24 protein-coding genes are annotated in these 22,795 nt (G+C 58.5%); 14 read left to right on the forward strand and 10 right to left on the reverse strand.

The genetic code is table 11. The features are described 5' to 3' along the window. Nucleotides 1-9: 9 nt before the first annotated feature. From mlaD to OZ656_RS13905, 3 genes are read right to left on the reverse strand one after another with little or no spacing between them, the layout of a single operon-like run. Nucleotides 10-459, reverse strand: coding sequence for an outer membrane lipid asymmetry maintenance protein MlaD (gene mlaD, locus OZ656_RS13895; RefSeq protein ID WP_011786152.1), 450 nt, complete (start codon nucleotides 457-459; stop codon nucleotides 10-12). Nucleotides 460-479: 20 nt separating this feature from the next. Then, on the reverse strand, nucleotides 480-1,262 hold the full coding sequence (gene mlaE, locus OZ656_RS13900; RefSeq protein ID WP_011786153.1) for a lipid asymmetry maintenance ABC transporter permease subunit MlaE: 783 nt from the start codon (nucleotides 1,260-1,262) through the stop codon (nucleotides 480-482). Continuing rightward, the gene (locus OZ656_RS13905; protein ID WP_379944651.1) at nucleotides 1,259-2,071 is read right to left on the reverse strand and encodes an ABC transporter ATP-binding protein; all 813 of its coding nucleotides are present in this window, start codon (nucleotides 2,069-2,071) and stop codon (nucleotides 1,259-1,261) included. Before OZ656_RS13905 ends, mlaE begins: the two co-directional genes overlap by 4 nt. A 174-nt stretch (nucleotides 2,072-2,245) precedes the next feature. On the opposite strand from OZ656_RS13905, the gene OZ656_RS13910 reads away from it, so the two are divergent. The 12 genes from OZ656_RS13910 to yjgA all read left to right on the forward strand — a co-directional run bounded on the left by OZ656_RS13910 (nucleotide 2,246) and on the right by yjgA (nucleotide 11,522). Beyond that, nucleotides 2,246-3,235, forward strand: coding sequence for a KpsF/GutQ family sugar-phosphate isomerase (locus tag OZ656_RS13910; protein WP_011786155.1), 990 nt, complete (start codon nucleotides 2,246-2,248; stop codon nucleotides 3,233-3,235). Next, nucleotides 3,235-3,804, forward strand: a complete 570-nt coding sequence (locus tag OZ656_RS13915) for an HAD family hydrolase (protein ID WP_278350239.1) — start codon at nucleotides 3,235-3,237, stop codon at nucleotides 3,802-3,804. Before OZ656_RS13910 ends, OZ656_RS13915 begins: the two co-directional genes overlap by 1 nt. Next, nucleotides 3,801-4,400 carry an LPS export ABC transporter periplasmic protein LptC gene (gene lptC, locus OZ656_RS13920; protein ID WP_153741144.1) on the forward strand — a complete coding sequence of 200 codons (600 nt, stop codon included), beginning with the start codon at nucleotides 3,801-3,803 and terminating at the stop codon, nucleotides 4,398-4,400. The genes OZ656_RS13915 and lptC overlap by 4 nt, the downstream gene beginning before the upstream one ends. Continuing rightward, a complete protein-coding gene (lptA, locus tag OZ656_RS13925) occupies nucleotides 4,384-4,950 on the forward strand; it encodes a lipopolysaccharide transport periplasmic protein LptA (RefSeq protein ID WP_114434201.1) in 567 nt (188 codons plus the stop codon). The genes lptC and lptA overlap by 17 nt, the downstream gene beginning before the upstream one ends. Next, a complete protein-coding gene (lptB, locus tag OZ656_RS13930; protein ID WP_014422107.1) occupies nucleotides 4,928-5,653 on the forward strand; it encodes an LPS export ABC transporter ATP-binding protein in 726 nt (241 codons plus the stop codon). Before lptA ends, lptB begins: the two co-directional genes overlap by 23 nt. A gap of 188 nt (nucleotides 5,654-5,841) precedes the next feature. Beyond that, nucleotides 5,842-7,371, forward strand: coding sequence for an RNA polymerase factor sigma-54 (locus OZ656_RS13935; RefSeq protein ID WP_278350326.1), 1,530 nt, complete (start codon nucleotides 5,842-5,844; stop codon nucleotides 7,369-7,371). A 73-nt stretch (nucleotides 7,372-7,444) separates the two neighbouring features. After that, on the forward strand, nucleotides 7,445-7,753 hold the full coding sequence (gene hpf, locus OZ656_RS13940; RefSeq protein WP_011786161.1) for a ribosome hibernation promoting factor: 309 nt from the start codon (nucleotides 7,445-7,447) through the stop codon (nucleotides 7,751-7,753). Nucleotides 7,754-7,841: 88 nt separating this feature from the next. Continuing rightward, nucleotides 7,842-8,312 carry a PTS IIA-like nitrogen regulatory protein PtsN gene (ptsN, locus tag OZ656_RS13945; protein ID WP_153741145.1) on the forward strand — a complete coding sequence of 157 codons (471 nt, stop codon included), beginning with the start codon at nucleotides 7,842-7,844 and terminating at the stop codon, nucleotides 8,310-8,312. A 54-nt stretch (nucleotides 8,313-8,366) separates the two neighbouring features. Next, nucleotides 8,367-9,251: an RNase adapter RapZ gene (rapZ, locus tag OZ656_RS13950; protein ID WP_153741146.1), complete on the forward strand. Its 885-nt coding sequence runs from the start codon at nucleotides 8,367-8,369 to the stop codon at nucleotides 9,249-9,251. Between the two features lie 6 nt (nucleotides 9,252-9,257). Then, nucleotides 9,258-9,527: an HPr family phosphocarrier protein gene (locus tag OZ656_RS13955; protein WP_011786164.1), complete on the forward strand. Its 270-nt coding sequence runs from the start codon at nucleotides 9,258-9,260 to the stop codon at nucleotides 9,525-9,527. 91 nt (nucleotides 9,528-9,618) lie between these two features. Continuing rightward, nucleotides 9,619-10,980 (forward strand): magnesium transporter, encoded by a 1,362-nt coding sequence (gene mgtE / locus OZ656_RS13960; RefSeq protein WP_011786165.1) that lies wholly within the window; start codon nucleotides 9,619-9,621, stop codon nucleotides 10,978-10,980. Between the two features lie 17 nt (nucleotides 10,981-10,997). Next, the gene (gene yjgA / locus OZ656_RS13965; protein ID WP_011786166.1) at nucleotides 10,998-11,522 is read left to right on the forward strand and encodes a ribosome biogenesis factor YjgA; all 525 of its coding nucleotides are present in this window, start codon (nucleotides 10,998-11,000) and stop codon (nucleotides 11,520-11,522) included. Here yjgA and OZ656_RS13970 read toward each other — a convergent pair whose 3' ends face one another. From OZ656_RS13970 to OZ656_RS14000, 7 genes are all read right to left on the reverse strand, one after another. Beyond that, on the reverse strand, nucleotides 11,523-12,347 hold the full coding sequence (locus OZ656_RS13970) for a carbon-nitrogen hydrolase family protein (RefSeq protein WP_379945216.1): 825 nt from the start codon (nucleotides 12,345-12,347) through the stop codon (nucleotides 11,523-11,525). A gap of 10 nt (nucleotides 12,348-12,357) precedes the next feature. Next, nucleotides 12,358-16,068, reverse strand: a complete 3,711-nt coding sequence (locus OZ656_RS13975) for a YhdP family protein (protein WP_379944652.1) — start codon at nucleotides 16,066-16,068, stop codon at nucleotides 12,358-12,360. Nucleotides 16,069-16,105: 37 nt separating this feature from the next. Further along, nucleotides 16,106-17,587, reverse strand: coding sequence for a ribonuclease G (gene rng / locus OZ656_RS13980; protein ID WP_011786169.1), 1,482 nt, complete (start codon nucleotides 17,585-17,587; stop codon nucleotides 16,106-16,108). Then, nucleotides 17,584-18,186, reverse strand: coding sequence for a nucleoside triphosphate pyrophosphatase (locus OZ656_RS13985; RefSeq protein ID WP_153741148.1), 603 nt, complete (start codon nucleotides 18,184-18,186; stop codon nucleotides 17,584-17,586). Before OZ656_RS13985 ends, rng begins: the two co-directional genes overlap by 4 nt. A 4-nt stretch (nucleotides 18,187-18,190) precedes the next feature. Further along, a complete protein-coding gene (gene mreD, locus OZ656_RS13990) occupies nucleotides 18,191-18,667 on the reverse strand; it encodes a rod shape-determining protein MreD (RefSeq protein ID WP_011786171.1) in 477 nt (158 codons plus the stop codon). After that, nucleotides 18,667-19,500, reverse strand: coding sequence for a rod shape-determining protein MreC (gene mreC, locus OZ656_RS13995; RefSeq protein ID WP_206769564.1), 834 nt, complete (start codon nucleotides 19,498-19,500; stop codon nucleotides 18,667-18,669). Before mreC ends, mreD begins: the two co-directional genes overlap by 1 nt. A gap of 62 nt (nucleotides 19,501-19,562) precedes the next feature. Further along, the gene (locus OZ656_RS14000) at nucleotides 19,563-20,606 is read right to left on the reverse strand and encodes a rod shape-determining protein (protein WP_011786173.1); all 1,044 of its coding nucleotides are present in this window, start codon (nucleotides 20,604-20,606) and stop codon (nucleotides 19,563-19,565) included. A gap of 392 nt (nucleotides 20,607-20,998) precedes the next feature. Between OZ656_RS14000 and gatC the strand changes: the two genes are divergently transcribed. Both gatC and gatA read left to right on the forward strand, forming a co-directional pair. After that, a complete protein-coding gene (gene gatC / locus OZ656_RS14005; RefSeq protein ID WP_011786174.1) occupies nucleotides 20,999-21,286 on the forward strand; it encodes an Asp-tRNA(Asn)/Glu-tRNA(Gln) amidotransferase subunit GatC in 288 nt (95 codons plus the stop codon). A 33-nt stretch (nucleotides 21,287-21,319) separates the two neighbouring features. Continuing rightward, the gene (gene gatA, locus OZ656_RS14010; protein ID WP_199452340.1) at nucleotides 21,320-22,777 is read left to right on the forward strand and encodes an Asp-tRNA(Asn)/Glu-tRNA(Gln) amidotransferase subunit GatA; all 1,458 of its coding nucleotides are present in this window, start codon (nucleotides 21,320-21,322) and stop codon (nucleotides 22,775-22,777) included. Nucleotides 22,778-22,795 lie beyond the last annotated feature (18 nt).

Raw genomic sequence — 22,795 nt, forward strand, 5'->3', positions numbered from 1 at the left:
GGCTCTGGCTCAGCGGCCGGAGGCAAAGTTACTGATCAGCCGTTCCAGATTCATGGCGGACTGGGTGGAATAAAAGGTATCCCCCGCGTTCAGCGACTCCAGGTCCCCGCCAATCGATATATCAATGTACTGCTCACCCAGCAGTCCGGATGTACGTATTACTGCTGCACTGTCGGCCGGGATGTTATCAACCTCAGCATGGATAGACATGGTTACGCGCGCCTGGAAAGTGTCCCTGTCCAGGGTAATGGATTCGATGGTACCGACAGTGACACCAGCCATGGAAACCTTGCCTCGGGGCGTCAAGCCACCGGTATCGTTGAAATTGGCATACAGCGTATAGGTCTGCTCCGCGGATTTCGGCGACAGGCCACTCACCTGCAGCGCCAGAAACATGAGCGCGGCCAAACCGGCAATCATGAACAGCCCAACAATGATTTCTGTGCTTCTTTGTGCCATGAAAGGCTCCCTGAATCCTGTTAAAAATCACCGAACATGACGGCAGTCAGTACGAAATCGAGACCGAGCACTGCCAGCGATGAGTAGACCACGGTTTTGGTGGTCGCCGAACTGATACCAGCAGAGGTGGGCACGCAGTCATAGCCCTGGTAGACCGCAATCCAGGCACATACGAACCCGAACACCACACTCTTGATAAAGCCGTTAAGCACGTCATCCACAAAATCGACGGAGGACTGCATGTTGCCCCAGAAGGAACCCTCGAACACCCCAAGCCATTCCACGCCAACCAGCATGCCGCCCCAGATCCCCACTACCGAGAAAATCATGGCAAGTACCGGCATGGCGAGAAAACCGGCCCAAAGTCTCGGTGCAACGACCCGGCGCAACGGATCTACCCCCATCATTTCCATACTGGAGAGCTGTTCCGTCGCCTTCATCAGGCCGATCTCTGCCGTCAGGGCGGAGCCCGCGCGACCGGCGAACAGCAGGGCCGTCACCACCGGCCCCAACTCGCGTACCAGCGTGAGCGCAATCATCTGGCCAATCGCCGACTCCGAGCCGTAATCACTGAGAATGGTATAACCCTGAAGCCCTAGCACCATCCCGATAAACAATCCTGAGACCACCACAATCGCCAGTGACAACACGCCGACGGCGTAGAGCTGTTTGACCAGCAAGGGAAAACCTGTAGCAGGCCTGGGGACACCGGCCAGCACACCGAACAGAAACTGCCCGGAACGACCAAAGGAGGCGATGATCGCGATCCCGAGCCGCCCCAGGCCGGCAATACGATCCATCATGAAGACCGCCCTCCCACACCAAAATCAGCCGCTGCATCGCCACTCAGGTAATGGAACGGCACCGGGCCATCAGGCTGCCCTTCAAGAAACTGCTGAACCCGCTCAGACGGATGCGCCCGCAGCTCCTCGGGAGTGCCCTCACCGATCACCTTGCCGTCGGCAATAATGCAGGCGTAATGGCAAATACTCAGGGATTCGGGCACATCGTGCGACACCAGAACGCTGGTCAGCCCCATGGAACTGTTGAGATCCCGGATCAGCTTGACCAGCACGCCCATGGCAATCGGATCCTGCCCGGCAAAGGGCTCGTCGTACATGATCAACTCCGGGTCCAGCGCGATACTGCGGGCCAGGGCCACCCGCCGGGTCATGCCACCAGACAACTCTGAGGGCATCAGCTCTCTGGCACCACGCAAGCCCACCGCCTCCAGTTTCATCAGAACAATGTCCCGGATCATATCCTCGGGTAATGACGTGTGCACCCGCAGCGGGAAGGCAACGTTCTCGTAAACACTGAGATCGGTGAACAGCGCGCCACTCTGAAACAGCATGCCCATCTTCTCGCGCAGCTGGTAGAGCGCCTTGCGCTTGAGCCCGGGCACGTCGTGGCCTGCCACATTCACCTGGCCCGAATCCGGGCGAAGCTGACCTCCAATGAGCCTGAGGAGCGTGGTTTTACCGGTACCACTGGGCCCCATGATGGCAGTCACCTTCCCTTTGGGAATATCCAGACTGATTCCATCAAAAATCCGGCGCCCGGAACGGGAAAACACCACATCCCTAAGTGTTATGTACGCAGATGACTCCATAATCCATCCCTTTCAAGGAGCGCCTACATTATGACAAGCTCTCCCAGACCTCAATTAAAGCAACGTAAAATGTCTTGATGGCAATGATCAGAATCCCTGATGCAGGCGAGCCGGGGGCACCAGAAGTGATATACTTCGGCCTCAAATCCCAGATCGAGCAGACAGCCAGCCGACATGACCGAATCAAATACCTTCAACACCCAGGACTTTTGCAACTCGGCCCTACGGGCAATCCGCATCGAGCGCGAAGCCATTGAAGCGCTGGAAAGCCGTATAAACGGTGACTTCAGCCGCGCCTGCGAGGTCATCATGGCCTGCAAAGGCCGGGTTGTGGTGACAGGTATGGGCAAATCGGGGCACATCGGCAACAAGATTGCCGCCACGCTCGCCAGCACGGGCACGCCCGCCTTTTTTGTTCATCCCGGCGAAGCCAGCCATGGCGATCTGGGCATGATAACACCCCAGGATGTGGTCATCGCCATATCCAACAGCGGCAGCACCAGCGAAGTGGTCACCATTCTCCCTCTGATCAAGCGCATGGGCGCGCCATTGATCAGCATGACAGGCAAACCCGATTCCGTACTGGCACAGGAGGCCGTTGCCAACCTGGATGTCAGCGTGGCCATTGAAGCCTGCCCCCTGGGCCTGGCACCCACCTCCAGCACCACCGCCACCCTGGTCATGGGGGATGCCCTGGCCGTGGCGCTGCTTGAAGCCCGGGGATTCAGCGCCGAGGATTTCGCGTTCTCCCACCCCGGCGGCAGCCTTGGACGCCGCCTGCTGCTGCGGGTATCCGACATCATGCACACCGGTGACCAGATTCCTCAGGTTGCCGAGGGCACAACCCTGAGCGGGGCACTGCTGGAAATAACCCGCAAGGGCCTGGGTATGACCACGGTCGTTAATGCCGCCGGCACCCTGACGGGCATCTTCACCGACGGCGACCTGCGCCGGACCCTGGACAAATCCGTGGATGTGCACACTACCCCCATCCAGGACGTGATGACCCGCAACGGCAAAACCATCCGGGCAGACCACCTGGCGGCAGAAGCCTTGAATATCATGGAAGAAATGAAGATCAACGCCTTGCCGGTTACCGACGCAAACGGCACCCTGGTGGGCGCCATTAATATGCACGACCTGCTGCGGGCCGGAGTGATTTGATGACTCAGACAGCGCATCCGTTACAAACCCACTGGGACGCAGCCCTGAAGGCCAAGGCATCGGGCATTCGCCTGATCGCCCTGGATGTGGACGGCATCATGAGCGATGGTCGCCTCTATTTCAGTGCCAGCGGCGACGAACTCAAGGCCTTCAACATTCTTGACGGCCTGGGCCTGAAACAGCTGATGCAGGCAGGCATCACCGTGGCGGTGATTACCGGACGACGCTCTCCTCTTACGGAAAGACGAATGTCGGACTTGGGCATCCCGCACCTGATGCAGGGTCGCGAAGACAAAAAAATCGCATTGCTGGAATTGATCCGGGATATGAACCTTGCGCCGGAGCAGATTGCCTACATGGGCGACGACCTGCCCGACCTACCCGCGCTGCGTTTTGCCGGCCTTGGCATCACGGTACCCAACGGCTACTGGCTGGTTCAGCAACACGCCGACTACTGTACCCGCAGCCCCGGTGGACAGGGCGCTGTGCGCGAGGCCTGCGATCTCCTGCTCTGGGCGCAAGGGCACCTGGACAACACTCTTGCCCCCTATCTGGACGAGCCAGCATGATCACCGAGCGGCTTTTCGGCGATCGTGGCAAACGGCGGATTACAGCTCTGGCCCTTGCCGCCACCGTAACAGCAACCGTTTTTCTGCTGTGGCAAAGTGACGAACCTGTCAGTTCGCGGAATGCCGCCAGCGAGCTACGGGGGCCCGCAGAGCCCGACGGCTTTGTGATCGGCGGACAATACCGCGCCTGGGATGAGCAAGGGAACCTCCAGATTGATCTCAAAAGCCCCAGAATTGAGCAGTTTGAAGCAACCGGCACGGCTCATCTGGATACGCCGAGAGCCCGGCTTTTCAGTGAGGGCAGCCCCGACCCTTGGCTCGTCGAGTCCAATGAAGGTAGCCTTCAGCAGAACAATGAAAAGCTGGAACTTACGGGGAACGTCCGATTGACCCGACAGGCCGAAGGCCGCGAAGCCGTTCTGGAGACCGAGGCACTGACCCTGGACAACAGCAACGGCACCGTCTACACCGACCAGCCGGTGACCATCACCGAGCCTTTTGGCGTCACCCGCTCCACCGGTATGAAAGCCTGGATCAACGAACGCATTCTCGAACTCAACTCCCGGGTAGAGGGACAATATGAAACCGTCAGGTAAACGATCTTTCTGCCGGCCAGCGATTCTGGCCATGGCATTGCTGGCCGGCCCGGCATCGGCATTCAACCTGGATTCCGATATCCCCATAAAGGTCAGTGCAGATTCGGCCCGTCTGGATGAAAGCGCCGGAACGGCCGTTTACACCGGCGCTGTCGAACTGATTCAGGGCGAAACCCGGCTGGACGCGGATCGGGTGGTACTTTACCGCAACCAACAGGGTGTCAGCCGGATTGAAGCCGCCGGCAACCCCGCCCATTACCGGCAACCCGGCCAGGAAGGCGAAGGCACGACCGATGCCAAGGCCCTGAACATCACCTGGTCTGGCGATGAAAACCTGGTTATTTTTGAACGCCAGGCCGTTATTGAACAAGACGGCAACGTATTCCGGGGCGACGTCATCCACTACGACACCGTTCGCCGCGTTGTTACTGCGGAAGGCGGCACGCCATCCGACGGCGGCTCCGGCCGGGTGGAAATGGTGATTCAGCCTCGTAATTCAGCTCAATCCAGTGACGGGAAAGGTTCGGATGGCAGTTCTCAGGGCCAGTAATCTGGCAAAAAGCTACAAGCAGAAAAAAGTGGTGCTGGACGTTTCTCTGGAAATTCGCTCCGGCGAGATTGTCGGCCTGCTCGGCCCCAACGGCGCCGGCAAGACCACCTGCTTCTACATGATCGTGGGCCTGGTGCCTGCGGATCACGGCCGGATCACCATCGACACCCAGGACATCACCCCGCTGCCAATGCATGGGCGCGCCCGCAAGGGCATCGGTTACCTGCCCCAGGAGGCCTCCGTGTTTCGCAAACTGACCGTGCGGGACAACATCATGGCCATCCTCGAAACCCGCAAAGGCATGAGTCGGGCGGAACGGGAAGCCAAGCTGGAAGAGTTGCTGGAAGAGTTTCATATTACTCACATCCGAGACAGCGTGGGTATGGCGCTATCCGGAGGCGAACGCCGCAGGGTTGAAATCGCCCGGGCGCTGGCCATGGAGCCTGCCTTTATTCTGCTGGACGAGCCCTTCGCGGGCGTAGACCCCATCTCAGTGAGTGACATCAAGCACATCATCCGGCACCTTCGGGACAAGGGCATCGGGGTCTTGATCACCGACCACAACGTTCGGGAAACCCTCGACATCTGCGAGAATGCCTACATCGTTTCCGGAGGCCACATCATTGCCTCCGGCAATGCCGAAGCCATTCTGGCAAACCAGCAGGTGAAAGAAGTATATCTGGGCGACGAGTTCCGGCTCTGACCTGATAAAACAGGGTTTATCCGAGGCCTGATTGTTTTGATGATCTGTAGCAAGTAAACTCGGCAAAAAACTTGCTTATACTGTCTACAGACAATGGCAAGTAACCAGCGTACAACATTTTTTTCGGCCTGTGCGCCGGCAAAGCAACAACCGGGATGCCCACGAGTTATGGATCTTGAGCCATGGTTATGAAAGCCTCATTACAGCTTAAGCTGGGCCAGAGTCTGACCATGACGCCCCAGCTGCAGCAGGCTATACGCCTGCTGCAGCTTTCTACCCTCGATCTCCAGCAGGAAATCCAGCAGGCGCTGGAATCAAACCCCATGCTGGAAACCTCCGAGGACGATGAGCACGCTGAAGGCGACGAACGCGAAGAGCACGAGCACAGCGAAGCTTCCGGCTCTGAGACCACCCAGGACGACAGCCACCAGGACGCGAGCCCGGACTGGGACGAAACCGAGAACGGCCCGGACTGGTCGTCCGAGAACGATATTCCGGACAACATTCCCGATGATCTGCCAGTGGATACCGCCTGGGACGACATCTACCAGTCTGCCCCGGCTCCGGCCAGCAAAGGCGAAGACGAGCACGAATCGGATTTCGAAACCCGGAACTCGCCTACCGAAACCCTGCAGGATCACCTCGAGTGGCAGCTGAACCTGACGCCTCTGAGCGAGCGGGATCAGGCCATTGCCCACGCACTGCTGGATGCTGTGGATGAACGCGGCTACCTGACGTCTGACATTGAGGACATTCACGCAGGCCTGCTGGACGAAACCGAAGAAGACCCGTTGGAACTGGACGAAGTGGAAGCGGTACTCCACCGCCTGCAACACTTCGACCCGCCCGGCGTGTTCGCTCGGGATCTCCAGGAATGCCTGCTGATTCAGCTCAACCAGCTGCCACCGGATACCCCCTGGCTGCGCCAGGCGAGACTGGTGGTTACCCAGTTCCTGCATCTGCTTGGCAACCGGGACTACGCACAGCTGTTGCGCCGCAGCCGGCTCAAGGAAGACCAGCTGAAACAGGTACTGGCCCTGATCACCAGCCTGAACCCTCGCCCTGGCGATGTCGTGGACCGGGCCGAACCGGATTACGTTATCCCGGACGTCATCGTACGCAAACACGAAGGCCGCTGGCGGGTTGAACTCAACCCGGAAATCGCTCCGCGTATCCGGGTGAATGCCAGCTACGCGTCACTGATCCGCCGGGCTGACAGCAGTGCCGATAACACCTACCTGCGCGACCAGCTGCAAGAAGCGAAATGGTTTATCAAGAGCCTGCAAAGCCGGAATGAAACCCTGCTGAAAGTGGCCACCCGCATCGTTGAACACCAGCAAGGGTTCCTCGATCAGGGCGAAGAAGCCATGAAGCCTCTGATCCTGTCTGACATTGCCCAGGCGGTGGAAATGCACGAGTCCACGATTTCCCGGGTTACCACCCAGAAGTACATGCACACGCCCCGCGGTATTTTTGAGCTGAAGTACTTTTTCTCCAGCCACGTCAGCACCGCCGAGGGCGGCGAATGCTCGTCTACAGCCATCCGGGCGATGATCAAGAAGCTGATTGCCGAGGAAACCCCGAAAAAGCCATTGAGCGATAGCAAAATTGCAGCCATGCTAGGGGAACAGGGAATCAACGTGGCGCGGCGTACCGTGGCCAAATACCGGGAGGCCATGCATATTCCTCCCTCGAACGAACGAAAACGCCTGGTTTAAACTTTCGCCGGTGCAAGATGCACTGGCACGCAAGCCGGCAAGCACGCCGGCAGTATGACAACAGGAGACGCCTATGCAACTCAACATTTCAGGCCATCACGTAGAACTGACTCCCGCTCTGAAGGATTACGTCAACACCAAGTTCGAGAAGCTGGAGCGTCACTTCGACCACATCAGTAACTGCCAGGTCACACTGGAGGTCGAGAAGGTGCGCCAGATGGCGGAAGCCACGCTGCACGTGATTGGTGGTGAGATTCACGCAAAGGCAGAAAATGAGGACATGTACGCCGCAATCGACGCTCTGGTCGACAAGCTGGACCGTCAGATCCTCAAGCACAAGGAAAAGAACGTAGACCGGATGCACGGTAACGGCGGTCGCTGAAGCGCGAACCTTACCGGGTGTTTCATGAAACGAGCTGCGGCGGGGCTAACCGGCCGCAGCCTTTTTTTTACGGACATGCAGTCGATCCATGAGCGAGCCATCCCTGACCATCGACAATATTCTTGCCCCTGAACTGACCCTGTGTAAGGTGCCGGCCTCAAGCAAGAAACGTGTGCTGGAGTTCATCGCTGAACGGATTCACTTTCAGGATGAAATCCTCAGCGACACCCAGATCTTCAACAATCTGGTCTCCCGCGAACGGCTGGGTAGCACCGGTATCGGCGAGGGTATTGCCATCCCCCACTGCCGACTGGAAGGCCTGGACCGGGTCATCGGCGTGCTGATGACTCTGGAGGAGCCGGTAGACTTTGATGCTATCGATAACCAGCCGGTAGATCTGGTGTTTGCACTGATCGTCCCCAAAGAAGCCACCAGTGAACACCTGGAGTTACTGAGCCAGCTGGCGGAGCGCTTCAATGACAGCACCTTCTGCGCCCGGCTGCGCCAGTGTGAAGATGCCGCGAACCTTTACCAGCGTATGGCGGAGAGTAATCACTGAGATCAGCCTGATATCTGGACAGGCTGCCAGGCAGATTGAAGGAGAAACAGTCCCATGAAGCTGATTATCGTCAGTGGCCGATCCGGTTCCGGCAAGAGTACGGCTCTGCATGTGCTGGAAGACCTGGGATTCTACTGCATCGACAACCTGCCCATTGGCTTGCTGTTCCCGCTGACCCGAGAGGCGGCCACCCAGGAAGCGCCCGGCCGGCTGAAAAAAATGGCCGTGAGTATTGATGCCCGTAACCTGTCCGCCGAGCTGGCCAATTTTGAAACCATCTACCAGCAACTGAAGCAGACCGGTGTCGAGGTTGAAATCATATTCCTGGATGCCGACGAACAGTCACTGCTGCAGCGCTTTCACGCAACCCGCCGCAAGCATCCGCTGAGCGATGACAAGACGTCTCTGCGGGAGGCAATCACCAACGAAAAGCAATTACTGGAACCCCTGTCAAAGCTGGCCGATCTTTACGTCAACACGACCGGGCTCTCCATGTATGAGCTACGCGACATGATCAAGCAGCGCGTGGCCGGCCGCAAGGATCAGGAACTGGCACTGCTGTTCCAGTCCTTTGGCTTCAAACATGGCGTGCCGGTGGATTCAGACTACGTCTTCGACGTCCGCTGCCTGCCCAATCCATACTGGGACACCAGCCTGCGCAAGCACACCGGCGTTGATCAGCCGGTCATCGAATTTCTTGAACGGGAACCGCTGACACGTCAGATGGTGGATGACGTCACGGGCTTCCTGAATACCTGGCTGCCCTCGTTTGCCGACAGCAATCGTAGCTACATGACCATTTCCATCGGTTGCACCGGTGGCCAGCACCGCTCCGTTTATGTGTGTGAGCAGCTCGGACGCTATTTCCGCGACAATTACCGCAATGTGCAGGTGCGCCACACCGAACTGCCACACCTTCAAGCCCGGGGAGAAATCTGAGCGCCTATGATTTGCCGCCCCATCACCATCATCAACAAACTCGGCCTGCATGCGCGGGCCACGGCGAAGCTTGTGGCCACCGCATCAGACTTTGACAGCAAGGTGCGAATCCGCGGCAAAGGCCGGGACGTAGACGCCAAGAACATCATGCAGGTGATGATGCTGGCCGCCAGCCAGGGCACCGAAGTGGAACTGGTTGCCGATGGCCCGGACGAACAGGATGCCATCGACGCGCTGGCTGCCCTGATCAACGATTATTTTGGTGAAGGGGAATAACCTCCGGTTTCGTCATTCACCTACAATCCTTTCTCACGTGTGCCACCTAACTCCGCTATAATGCAAAGGTTTTCTGATCGCAGGTGGTTCAATGACCGACATTCTGGAAAAAAGCCAGGCCCGCCAACGCCTTCGCTCACTCAGTGAAGCGCTGGACAGTGGTGCCCTCAAGCAGGTGGCCCGCATTCTGAATGGCGGTCTGAGCCCCAGCGATATTGCTCACCTTCTGGAATCCTCGCCACCACGCCAACGGGCCCTGCTCTGGAACCTGGTCGACAAGCAGCTGGAAGGGGAAGTCCTCCAGTACCTTGGCGACGATATTCGTAGCTACTTCCTGAGCCAGCTGAACGCGCAGGAGCTGGCGGACATTCTGGAAGATTTCGAGTCGGATGACCTGGCCGACTTGCTTCAGCAATTGCCGGACACGGTGATCCAGGAAGTCCTGGACACCATGGACGAGCAAGACCGTCAGCGGGTAGAGGAAGTCCTCGCTTACCCGGAGGACACTGCTGGCGGCCTGATGAACACCGACACCATCACGGTGCGGCCGGACATCAGCATCGACGTTGTGTTGCGCTACCTGCGCCGTCACCGCAGCCTGCCCCCGATGACCGACAGCCTGATTGTGGTCAGCCGTCGGGACGAGTTTATCGGCATGCTGCCCATTACCCGGATGCTGGTATCCAATCCCGCGGCTACCGTTCGGGAAGTGATGGACACAGACATTGAACCCATTCCCGTGTCGCTGTCCGATACCAAGGTCGCCACTCTGTTCGAACGCTACGACCTGATTTCTGCCCCTGTGGTGGATGAGACCAACAAGCTGCTGGGCCGGATCACCATCGATGACGTGGTCGACGTTATCCGTGAGGACGCAGACCATTCCCTGATGAGTATGGCTGGTCTGGATGAAGACGAGGACACCTTTGCCCCGGTGATGAAGACCACCCGCCGGCGCGCGGTCTGGCTGGGCATTAATCTGATCACGGCCTTTACCGCATCGGCCGTGATTGGACTGTTTGAAGACACTATTGCCAAAGTCGTTGCACTGGCCGTACTGATGCCAATTGTGGCCAGCATGGGCGGCATTGCCGGTAGCCAGACTCTGACCCTGGTAATCCGGGGCATGGCCGTTGGCCAGATCAGCGGCGCCAACGTGGGCTGGCTGCTGAACCGTGAGTTTCTGTCCGGAGTGCTGAACGGCCTGCTGTGGGCGGTGGTGGTTGCCACCGCCGCGGTGGTCTGGTTCCAGGACTGGCTGATTGGCGCCATCATCGCAGCGGCACTGGTGATTAACCTGGTGGCGGCGGCGCTGGTGGGCACCGTCTTACCACTGTTCCTGAAATCCCGGAACATTGACCCGGCCCTGGCCGGCAGTGTGATACTCACCACCGTAACCGACGTTGTCGGCTTCATGGCCTTCCTGGGACTGGCCACCATTTTCTATGCCTGAGCAACCTGTGACCTACCATGACTGACCAATTTGACGACGAATTCCAGGACGACCTTGGCCCCAGCAAATCGCAGCTGAAGCGCGAAATGCACGCGCTTCAGGATCTGGGCAAACGCATGCTGGACCTGAACGACGAACAGCTGGCCACCCTGAGCATCAGCGAGACCCTGAAAGCGGCGATCATTGAATCACGCCGGATTCCCCAGCGTGAGGCCCGCCGGCGACACTTGCAGTACATTGGTAAGGTGTTGCGCCAGGAGGACGACCCCGAAGCTATTGGCCGTGCCATCGACGCCTTCCACGCTGGCAGCGAAGAGCATACCCGCCGACACCATCTGGCCGAGCGCTGGCGCGACCGGATGATTTCCGAAGGTGACAAGGTGGTAGGAGAGTTTATTGATTACTGCCCTTCGGCCGATGTACAGCACCTGCGCAATCTGGTGCGCAATGCCCGCAAGGAAGTCGAAAAAGGCAAGAATACCGGCCAGGCCCGAAAGCTGTTCCGGGCTCTGCGGGAATGGATCGACGACGCCGAGCAGTAATCAGAGCCGCCGGTGCTCCCACACGGGCATACGGCTTCGCAACTGATGCAGTTGCTCCAGGTCCAGATTGGCGCAAGCCATGCCCGGACCTTCGTCGAACTCACTGACGATCTTACCCCAGGGATCGCAGATCAGGCTGTGGCCATAGGTTCTTCGCCGGCTACTGTTCTGCCCCCCTTGCCCCGGCGCCACCACCCAGACCTGGTTTTCAATGGCGCGGGCGCGTATCAGGGCGTGCCAATGGGCATTGCCCGTCTGCCAGGTAAAGGCGCTGGGCAGGCAGACCCATTCGGCGCCCTGCTCTCTCAAGGCCCGGAACAGTTCTGGAAAGCGAAGGTCGTAACAGATCGCCAACCCCAGTCGTCCGGCCGGCGTATCCACCGTAATCGCCTGATCACCGGGCTCAAAGGTATCCGATTCCCGATACTGGCCGTGGGCGTCTTCAACCATGGCGTCAAACAGGTGAATCTTGTCGTAGCGGGCCACTTCTTCGCCATGATCGTTGTACACCAGACAGGTGGCGCGTACCCGGTCTGTTATCACTGAACCATCTCGCCGACTGGCCAACGGCAGGGAACCGCCGACAATCCAGAGCCCCAATGACCGGGCCTGCTCGGCCAGAAAGCGACGGATAACAGGCTCACTACCCGCCTCCCGGCGGCCGCACTCCAGCATCTGCGCGGTGGCCAGAACGGCGAAGTTCTCGGGCAACACCGCCACCTTCGCCCCTGCGCCTGCCGCTTCAGCCAGCAGTCTGCGGGCCTCTTCAAGGTTGGCATCGATGTCATGGGTACTGACCGTTTGTATTGCCGCGACCTGAACCATCATGGCCTCCTTACTCACCGGTATCGAACACGCCCCGCAGATCCACTTCCGGATTGCTCCAGGTTCCTGTGACACTGTACGTCGCACTGGTCAGTTTGCTCAACGGGTCGCCCAGAATTTTATCGAGCACGAACAAGGCGCCGCCGATGGGGGCGCTCGCCCCCATCAGTATGGCAGCCAGGGGCAGATTCTGTGTCACGGGTAGCACTAGGACCAGGCGCATATCCAACGTTTCTTCGGCCATGTTGGTATTGCCACTGAGTTTGAACGCGCCGGACGGACCCACCAGTTGCAGTTCCGGATCCATGGTCACCAGGCCATTTATGATGTTGGCTTTACCGGAAATGGCGTCAAAGGCGACGCCCCGTTCGTACAGATCCGAGAAATCCAGCCGCAACCTGCGCCAGAGCGTATCGGTGTTCAGCAGGTTGAAAATCCGGAACAATTGCGCCGAATTGCTCTGCTCCATGATCATGCCGTCGTCCAGGCGGGCACTGACCGTGCCGCTTATCTTGCTGAGAGAAATGTTATTCGGGCTTCCAGGCCAATCCAGATCCAGTTCAACCGCCGTTTCTTCGTTGGTCATCGGAATGGTGCTGCCAGTCAGCGCTTCCAGATCCTTAAGGGCCCCGCCCTCCAGCTTACCAGTAAACCGGGTGGTTTCCCGATCGTCTACAATGCTCCAGGTCATATCGCCGGACAACACCAGGGATCCAAGCCGGCCTTCCACCTCCTGCACACGCAACCGATAGGGTTCAGGGCGCAGCTTGAAACGCCAGCTTCCCGCAGACTCGCCATCCAGCCGGAGATCCGAGATTCTGGCATCAATGTCGGGCCAATTTCCCATATCCAGCTCCCTGAACGCCTGCAACTGCTCCTCAAGAGTCAGAAATTCGTTGTCCTGCTCTGCGGCACTGGTCTCCCGTACCAGGCGCAGGGTTGCAAAGTCGGCCTCTACCGTGCCCCCTTCCCTGGGTAACACCACCCTGCCCTGGGCCCGATCCGAGTCGGTGTGAACGACCCACCGGTCTTCCAGCTCAAGCGCATCAATGGCGATATTGGTCAGATGGTGAGCGCCCAGATTCAAATGTTCGAAGACCAGCTCGAAGCCCGTCTCCTTAAAACGGAGTTCAGCGTCCAGACGATCCTGCCATTGCGCAGCGATCGCCACGCCTTCGCTCTGGAACGGATCAACCCGGACCGACAGGGGGGTTCGCTCGCGCGCGGTCTTTGCCAGTGGTTTGGGCCAATCCACCTGCAGACCTTCAAGGTCTGAAAACAGGGAAATCACCGGCTCGCTGGCACCGCCTAATTCCAGCTCTGCGGTGTAGACAAGCTCTCCGGAAAGCCCGCGCGCCGCATCGTTAGCCAGGCCAAAGGCCGCCAGGGAGCCTGGCAGCTTCAGACCACCTTGCTGGCGTATCAGCATGGCATCGCCGGCCTCCGCGGTGGAAAAAACGACACTGACCGGTTGATCGAAAAAACGGGCAGTGACCGGTGGCCCGGAAAATCCATCAACACTGTCGTAAGTCAGGTCAGCCCGAATATTCTGCCAGCGAAGTCCCGCATCCGGTAATTGGAATCCGGCATTGTCGGTTTTTACCTGCGCCGTAACCCGGGTGTCCTGCCCTTGCGATAGCGGTAGCTCCAGCCCAAGACTCAGCTCAAACTCCCCGTCATAACGGGCACGGGTGTTACCGTATCCCAACAATTCCCCCAACGGAGTATTGGCCAGCCACCAGGGTATTCTCTCTGCCGGAACCGTCGACACTGCATCTACGCGCACCAGCGTGCCAGCTTCCCCATCTCCGGGAAGGACGTGAACACTGGCGTTTTCCAGCTCCAACCCACCGATCTCGCCCCGAGCGAGCATTACCCGCGTGTCGGCATTCTGGATCTCGACCCGCCCGCTGGCCTGCTCCACAGCGGGCCAGCGCTGGTCGTATCGAATCGTGGCGTTATCGAATTCATACCACATGGAGGAAACAAACGATCCAGACGGCGCGGAGGAATCAATACGGCCGTGGCCATAGTACTGCCCCCGGATACCGGCCTCCGGAATACTGTTGGTGAGCCATTCATAAAGCCCGTCGCCCACAGCATTCGCCGGCACGAAATCCGCCAGCATATCGGCATTGCCGCCTTCTACGCCGACGCTCAAACCAAGATTGTCCTCCCCGAATCGATCCAGCCGCAGGTCAAACGCGCCGCTTAACCGGGTATCTGAGCGATAGATAAACTCCAGATCATCGGAGAATACCCTGGTGATCCCTCCTTCCAGGGTCCAGGCGACGGTTCCGGATAGGGAGTCCAGCGTCCAGTCAGTGTTGAACAACTGCGGAAAGCCCAGCATGACGGGTTCTGGTGTATCCAGGGTCACCCTGCCACTGTCTGAATTCATCTGGATAAAGCCATATAGCCCCTCGGCGCGGGGGGCGCCAGACCAGGCCCGCACCCCGAACTCCCGCAATCTGGCACTTAACGAGAAATGGGAGCCCTGCTCTGGCAGAGTAAACAACATATCGTCCAGAAAACCCGCAGGCTGGTAATGCTCCAGCGCCTCACTGGCAGCATCCGGCAGCAGCTCCAGGGCCTGAACCAATCGCCGCAAAGGCTTGAGCGGCAGTGAGTCTGCCACCAGCTTGAGCTCATTCTGACCGTCCTCGATGCGAACACTGAACGGCAGAACCTGATCGCCAATCCAGTCCCAGCGAAGCTTCTGCAAACGTAGGGCCTCCCCCCGCCGCCAACCGAAGTGAGCCTGGATATCTTCAAGAGGCGCCAGCGATTCACGGTTAACACCTAACTGAAGATAGGGAGTGCGAACCTGACCCTGAACCTGCTGCAGCTCGCCATCCTCAAAGCTTAACCAGGCACTGCCCCCCAGATCGAAGCCTTCAACGCGTATGCCCCGCCAGTTCAGATCATCAATCAGGCCGTCGAACAGTCGACCGGAATCCACATCCAGGTAGAGTTGACCGGTAAACTCACCCCTGAAAAACCGCTGCCCTACCAGAGCAAAACTGGCCAGCTGTGTGGTTGTACCACTCTGCATGGCCCGGCCTGCGGCCTGGAACAAGCCGCCCTGGTAGGACAGATCAAGCTGAGGAATATCCAGAAAACGCAGGTTCTGCCGGCTTGGGCCCAGCGCCAGGCTGACCCGTGTCACCCGGACTTCCGGATCCGACAACCAGCGGCCCGCCAGGCGAATCCACTCCTGAAGTTCCGGCGCACCCGGCTCGGCCAGCTCCACAATCTCTTCCACCGGATTGATAAATGGATCCTCGGTAGGGCGAACCACCGTTAACGCCAGACCGTCAGCGTCAAAATTGCGGAACACCAGGCGTAAGCGGAACAGGGAGGCAAAAAAATCGAGCCGCAATTCCAGGTGCTCAAGTTCTGCGGCTATGCGGTCTGAATCCGGGGAATTGATGGTGATATCTTTGGCGGTAATGGAGGGATCCAGCCAATACCATTGGGAGGATAAACTGCCAACAGACACATCCAGGCCTGTGGCTTCGGAGAGCGAAGCCGCCAGTTCATCAGAAAAGCTGTTGATATTGGAGGTGAGCTGGCGACCGACACCAACATAGAGTGCGAATAACACCAGCAGCGTCAGGATGGACCACCAGACCACACTGGCAAAAACCGCCAACCCGCGGGCAACCAGACCGCGCTCATCCTCGGCTGGTTGCGAACTGTCCGGCTCGCGGATCGACATAAGACTCAGCTCCCTGCAACGCCCTGCTGCTCAGGTGTCAGAGCAAAACAACGTCGTACTGTTCCTGGCTGTAGAAAGGCTCAACCTGGAAGCGAATGGTTTTACTGATAAAGGTTTCAAGGTCCGCAACGTTGTCTGACTCTTCATCCAGCAGGCGGTCCACCACCTTCTGGGACGCCATCACCAGGTAATTCTCCGCCTCATAGGCACGGTTAACGCGCAGGATTTCCCGGAAGATTTCGTAGCACACGGTTTCGGCGGTTTTCAGGAATCCCCGGCCGTCACAGATCGGACACGGCTCGCACAGAACCTGACCCAGGCTTTCGGTGGTGCGTTTTCGGGTCATCTCCACAAGTCCCAGCTCGGAAACGCCGGTGATCTTGGTTTTGGCGTGATCCCGTTCCAGCATTTTCTCCAGCATCCGGTGCACCTGGCGCTGGTGTTCGGGATCTTCCATGTCGATAAAGTCGATGATGATGATCCCGCCCAGATTCCGCAGCCGAAGCTGACGACTGATCGCCCGGGCGGCTTCCAGATTGGTTTTGAAGATGGTCTCTTCCAGATTGCGGTGGCCCACAAAGGCACCGGTGTTGATGTCGATGGTCGTCATCGCTTCGGTCTGATCGATGATCACATAGCCACCGGATTTGAGCTGCACCTTGCGGCTCAGGGCTTTCTGGATTTCATCTTCAACCGAATACAGGTCAAAGATAGGCCGCTCACCGGGGTAGTACTCCACCTTGTCGGCAAACTCAGTGACGAACTCTTTGACAAACTCCATTACCCGCTGATAGCTCTCGCGACTATCAATACGCACTTTTTCAGTTTGCGGTCGGATCAGATCCCGGATGGTGCGAATAAACAACGGCAAATCCTGATAGACCACTGAGGGTGCCGGCGCTTTGGCAATGCGCTCCTGGATCGACTGGCTTAGCCGGTGCAGGTAGGTCATATCAGCAATCAGATCTTCGGCCGAGGCAGCCTCCGCCGCGGTGCGGATGATATAGCCACCCTGCACATCATCATGTTCCGCTGCGCCTTCCTCGATCAGGGATTTCAGCCGCGCGCGCTCATTATCATCTTCAATGCGCTGGGAAATCCCGACATGGCAAACGCCTGGCATGAACACCAGATAACGGGAGGGAATGGAAAGCTGGGTGGTGAGTCGCGCACCCTTGGTACCAATCGGGTCCTTGGTTACCTGCACCACCAGGGACTGCCCCTCCCGCAACAGGGTACGGATATCCGGCACGGTCCGGGGGGCGTCTGACGGTTCGTCGCCTGATGTCTGGCCACTGACGACGTCGGACGCATGAATGAAAGCCGCCCGTTCCAGGCCGATGTCCACGAACGCGGCTTCCATGCCGGGCAGCACCCGAACGACCTTGCCCTTGTAGATGTTGCCGACAATCCCCTTGCGACTGGTGCGCTCGATATAGGCTTCCTGCAACATGCCGTTTTCAACGAGGGCGACCCGGGTTTCCACCGGAGTCACGTTGATCAGGATCTCTTCACTCATGCTTGGCCCTCCTTACTGCATGGCCAGTGGCGCCAGACAGGGTCGCCGGCATCTGCCAATAACTCTGCGGTTTCCTGCAGGGGCAAACCCACCACAGCGCTGTAGCTGCCCTTGAGTTCCCGAACAAAGATACCACCACGTCCCTGAATTCCGTAGCTTCCTGCCTTGTCCATGGGTTCACCGGTGGCGACGTAGGCGACAATTTCGGCTTCTGAGAGCTCCCGAAAGCTGACATCGGTGACCACCACCAATGACCGACACTTCTGATCCTGGGCCAGAGCGATCGCGGTCATCACCTGATGGGTTCTTCCAGATAACCGGCGCAACATCTCACAAGCCTGAGTATCGGACTCCGGTTTCCCAAGAATCTCTCCGTCTACAACAACAGAGGTGTCAGACCCCAGTACCCAGGCACCCGGGGCCTCACCGGCAACACAAGAGGCTTTCTCCCGGGCCAGGCGCTCAACATAGTGCTGAGCCGCTTCACCCGGTTGCGGAGTCTCGTCTATCTCGGCAGGCGCCACCTGAAAGTCAGCACCGATCTGTCTCAGCAACTCAGCGCGGCGCGGTGATGCCGAGGCCAGAATGAGGCAGCTCATACAGTTATCCCAGTTTACGGTTGATTGTGTCCAGTACGCCACTGACCACAGGCCAGGCCAGAGCGCTCGTCAAGGCTGGCCACAAGTAGCTGAAACCGGCGCTTTCAGCACCCAGTAACTGTTTCACGAAATGCACCAGCATCTGGTTGATGCCCAATAACAGAAACACCATCAGGCACTGCTGAGGCAGCGGATACATCCGCAACCGCTGGTGAATGGTCAGCACCAGAAAGGCGATCAGGGCCATGCCCATGGCATTCACGCCCAGCGGGGTAGACTCGAGAATATCCAGTAACAACCCCAGGCACCAGGCCATCAAAATGCCAAACTGGGCCGGGGCGCGGAAGGTCCAGTAGAAGACAATCAGTCCGAGCCACTCCGGGCGAAACTGAAACCAGTCCACCGGAAACAGGGAGATACTCAGCACCAACGATAACACCACGGTGATGGCGAACAGCGGATAACTGATGACAGACAACATCAGTTTGCCTCCTCGTTATCCGGGGCCGTCTGCCCATTTTCGGGCACCGAGCGCTCTTCCGGCTGAAACACGATCAGCACCAGCCGACTCTGGTTGAGGCGGGCTTTCGGCGCGGCCTGAATGGTCACAAAAGGCTCCCCCGGCTCTTTGACGATGGAACTGACCTCTGCCACCGGGTAGCCTCGGGGGAATCGCCCGCCAAGACCGGAACTGACCAGCATGTCGCCCTCGCGGATGTCAGCAGTATCCGGTACGTGAACCAGATCCAGCTCATCGGTTTCGCCGTTACCCAGCAAAATCGAACGCAGACCATTACGCACCACCTCAACGGGAACGGCGTGACTGCTGTCGGACACCAGGAGGACACGGGAGGTGAACTGGCTGGTCTGGATCACCTGGCCCATCAGGCCCTCTGCGTCCAGTACCGCCTGACCGGTCGTGACACCATCACTCTCGCCCTTGTTAATGATGATCTCGTGGGAGAACGGATCCGGGGAGACCCCCACCACTTCGCCCACAATGACCCGGTCATCCAGTACTTCGGAAGAATTCAGCAGCCGGCGCAGCTCGTTATTCTCCGACGCCAGAGCCGCGTACTTGAGAGCACGGCGTTCCAGAATCAGCAGGCGGGTTTTGAGCTCTTCGTTCTCCTGCTGCAGATCATCGCGGCTGACAAACAGGCCGGAAAACCAGTCGGCAAAGGAATATGGGGCATTGCCAAGCCAGTACACCGGAGCCAGCCCGGTGGCGAGAGTGCTGCGGACGGTGGTGAGCTTGTCAAAACGGGCATCGGCAGCGATTAACGCTGCCGATAACAGAACGACGAGAAACAGCCGGAAACCGGGTACCGGCCCCTGGACGAATATGGTCTTAATGGCTTAGCCCTCCCACGGGGTTACCCCTCCTGGGAGAACATTCCGATGCCACCGCGATCAATCACTTCCAGGGCTTTACCGCCGCCACGGGCTACGCAGGTCAGCGGATCTTCCGCAATAATGACCGGCAGGCCGGTCTCTTCGCTGATGAGCTTGTCCAGGCCCCGCAGCAGCGCACCGCCACCGGTCAGCACAATGCCGCGCTCAGCGATGTCGGAGGCCAGCTCAGGCGGAGACTGCTCCAGGGCGCTCTTCACGGTCTGGACGATCTGGGCCAGGGATTCCTGAAGCGCGTCGAGAATTTCTTCGCTGTTCAGGGTGAAGGCCCGGGGCACACCTTCAGCCAGGTTGCGACCACGAACGTCGATTTCGCGCACTTCCAGGCCTTCATAGGCACAGCCGATTTCATGCTTGATACGCTCGGCTGTGGAATCGCCGATCAGGCTGCCGTAGTTGCGACGGACGTAAGTAACGATGGCTTCGTCGAACTTGTCGCCACCAACCCGGACGGATTCGGCATAGACGATGCCATTCAGGGAGATAATCGCGATCTCGGTGGTACCGCCACCGATGTCGACAATCATGGAGCCGCTGGCTTCTTCCACCGGCAGGCCGGCACCAATGGCAGCCGCCATGGGTTCTTCGATCAGGAACACCTCGCGGGCGCCTGCACCCAGGGCCGATTCGCGGATGGCCTTGCGCTCTACCTGGGTAGATTTGCTGGGCACACACACGAGTACGCGGGGACTCGGGGTAATGAAACTGTTTTCGTGCACTTTGTGAATAAAGTGCTGGAGCATTTTTTCGGTCACGACGAAGTCGGCGATCACACCATCTTTCATGGGACGGATGGCGGTAATATTGCCCGGGGTGCGGCCCAACATGCGTTTGGCTTCGGACCCGACGGCAGCGACCATTTTCTGGGAGTTATTGGTGCGGATGGCCACGACAGAGGGTTCGTTAAGTACAATGCCGCGTTCGCGCACGTAGATAAGGGTGTTGGCGGTGCCCAGGTCGATGGACAGGTCGCTTGAGAATAAGCCTCGGAGTCTTTTGATTAACATTCGTGTTGTTTCAACCTGAGAGTTGCGGTTGCAGAAAAGAATGCGGCAACTTTAGCAGTGAGCACCTACTCAGGCAAGGCGCCATCGGGGCTTCGGGGCTTACCATTCTCACATTTTATGGCTTTAGACGGGGCCAATGTTGCGCGCGGTTCTGCTAATATGTCGGGCTTTGTTGTCGCCAGGATTCCGCGCGCAGTTAACCGTGGAGCATGGCTGCTTGTGAGGATGGCTTTCCAAAACACGCTCCTTCGGCACATCCCTGTGTCGCTTGAGCTCCGCCATCCATGGCTTCGCACAGTTTTGGAAAGCCATCCTCACAAGCATCCCCATACGCTATTCCTGGCTTCTAACCTGACATTAAATTGTTTTCACACACGCTTTTTGGAGGCAACGTGAGCATTTCCCGCGAGGACATCGAGAAAGTTGCCGTGCTCGCCCGCATCAAAGTGGACGGCGAGCAGGTTTCGGCTCTGGAAAAGGATCTGGGCAATATTCTGGATCTGGTGGATCAGTTGAGTGCCGCGGATACCGATGCGGTGGAGCCTATGGCGCATCCGCTGGATGCGGTGCAGAAGCTGCGGCCGGATGTGGTTACCGAAACCAATCAGCGGGAGGCGTTCCAGGCGATTGCGCCGGCTACCGAGGATGGGTTGTATCTGGTGCCCAGGGTTATTGAGTGATTTGGTCGTCCATCAGAGATTTCGGGATTTATCATGCATAACAAGTCTGTAGCAGAACTTTCCAGAGAGCTGGAGAGTGGCAGGATTTCGAGTGTGGAGCTGACGCAGCAGTTCCTGGACCGTCTGAAGACAGAAGACGGCAAGTACAACAGCTTTATTACCATCTCCGAAGAGCAGGCATTGGCCGAGGCCAGGGCTGCAGACGAGATGCGGACAGCGGGTAAGGCCACGGTGTGGACCGGGGTGCCCTTTGCTCACAAGGATATCTTCTGCACCAGCGGCATTCGCACCAGTTGCGGGTCGAAAATGCTGGATAATTTTGTACCTCCCTACGACGCGACCGTGACGGCTAACTTCAAGGCGGCTGGCGCAGTGTGCCTGGGCAAGACCAACATGGACGAGTTCGCCATGGGCTCGTCTAACGAGTCCAGTTTTTATGGCGCCGTGACCAACCCCTGGGGCCTGTCCGGTGGTGACAAGCGGGTACCGGGTGGTTCATCCGGTGGTTCTGCGGCTGCGGTAGCGGCACGACTGGTGCCGGCGGCGACGGGCACGGATACCGGTGGCTCAATCCGTCAGCCGGCGGCATTGTGCGGCATCACTGGTTTGAAGCCGACTTATGGCCGGGTATCCCGGTACGGGATGATTGCCTTTGCCTCTTCCCTGGATCAGGGCGGGCCGATGGCGCGCACGGCAGAAGATGCCGCGCTGATGTTGAATGTGATGGCGGGGCACGATCCGAAGGACTCCACCTGCATTGACCGGGAAGTACCGGATTACACGGCCACCCTGAACGAGCCGCTGAAGGGCCTGAAGATTGGCCTGCCGAAGGAATACTTCAGTGACCAGCTGGCTCCGGCTATGGAAGAGCAGGTTCGTAACGCGATTCGCGAGTATGAAAAGCTGGGCGCGACGGTAAAAGAGGTGTCGCTGCCCAACGCCAAGCTGGCCATCGCAGCGTATTACGTGATAGCCCCCGCTGAGGCGTCCGCCAACCTGTCCAGGTTTGACGGTGTTCGTTACGGCTACCGCTGCGAAGACCCGAAAGATCTGATGGATATGTACACCCGCAGCCGGGCGGAAGGTTTCGGTAACGAGGTGAAGCGCCGGATTCTGGTGGGCTCCTACGCCCTCTCCGCCGGTTATTTCGATGCCTATTACCTGAAGGCCCAGAAGGTTCGCCGGCTGATCCAACAGGATTTCATCAACGCGTTCAAGGAAGTAGACGTGCTGATGAGTCCGGTGTCGCCGACACCTGCATTCAGGCAGGGCGAGAAGAACACCGATCCCGTATCCATGTACCTGGAAGACGTGTTCACCATCGCCATTAACCTGGCGGGCATTCCGGCCATGTCAGTTCCGGCCGGGTTTGTCGACGGTTTGCCGGTGGGGCTGCAAATCATCGGGGATTACTTCTCCGAGGCCCGCCTGCTGAACGCCGCCCATCAGTTCCAGCAGGTGACCGACTGGCACCAGCGTGAACCTCAATAAGCCCGGATTAGGAGACGA

The organism is Marinobacter sp. LM1 (genome assembly GCF_042763285.1).
GTDB lineage: Bacteria > Pseudomonadota > Gammaproteobacteria > Pseudomonadales > Oleiphilaceae > Marinobacter > Marinobacter nauticus.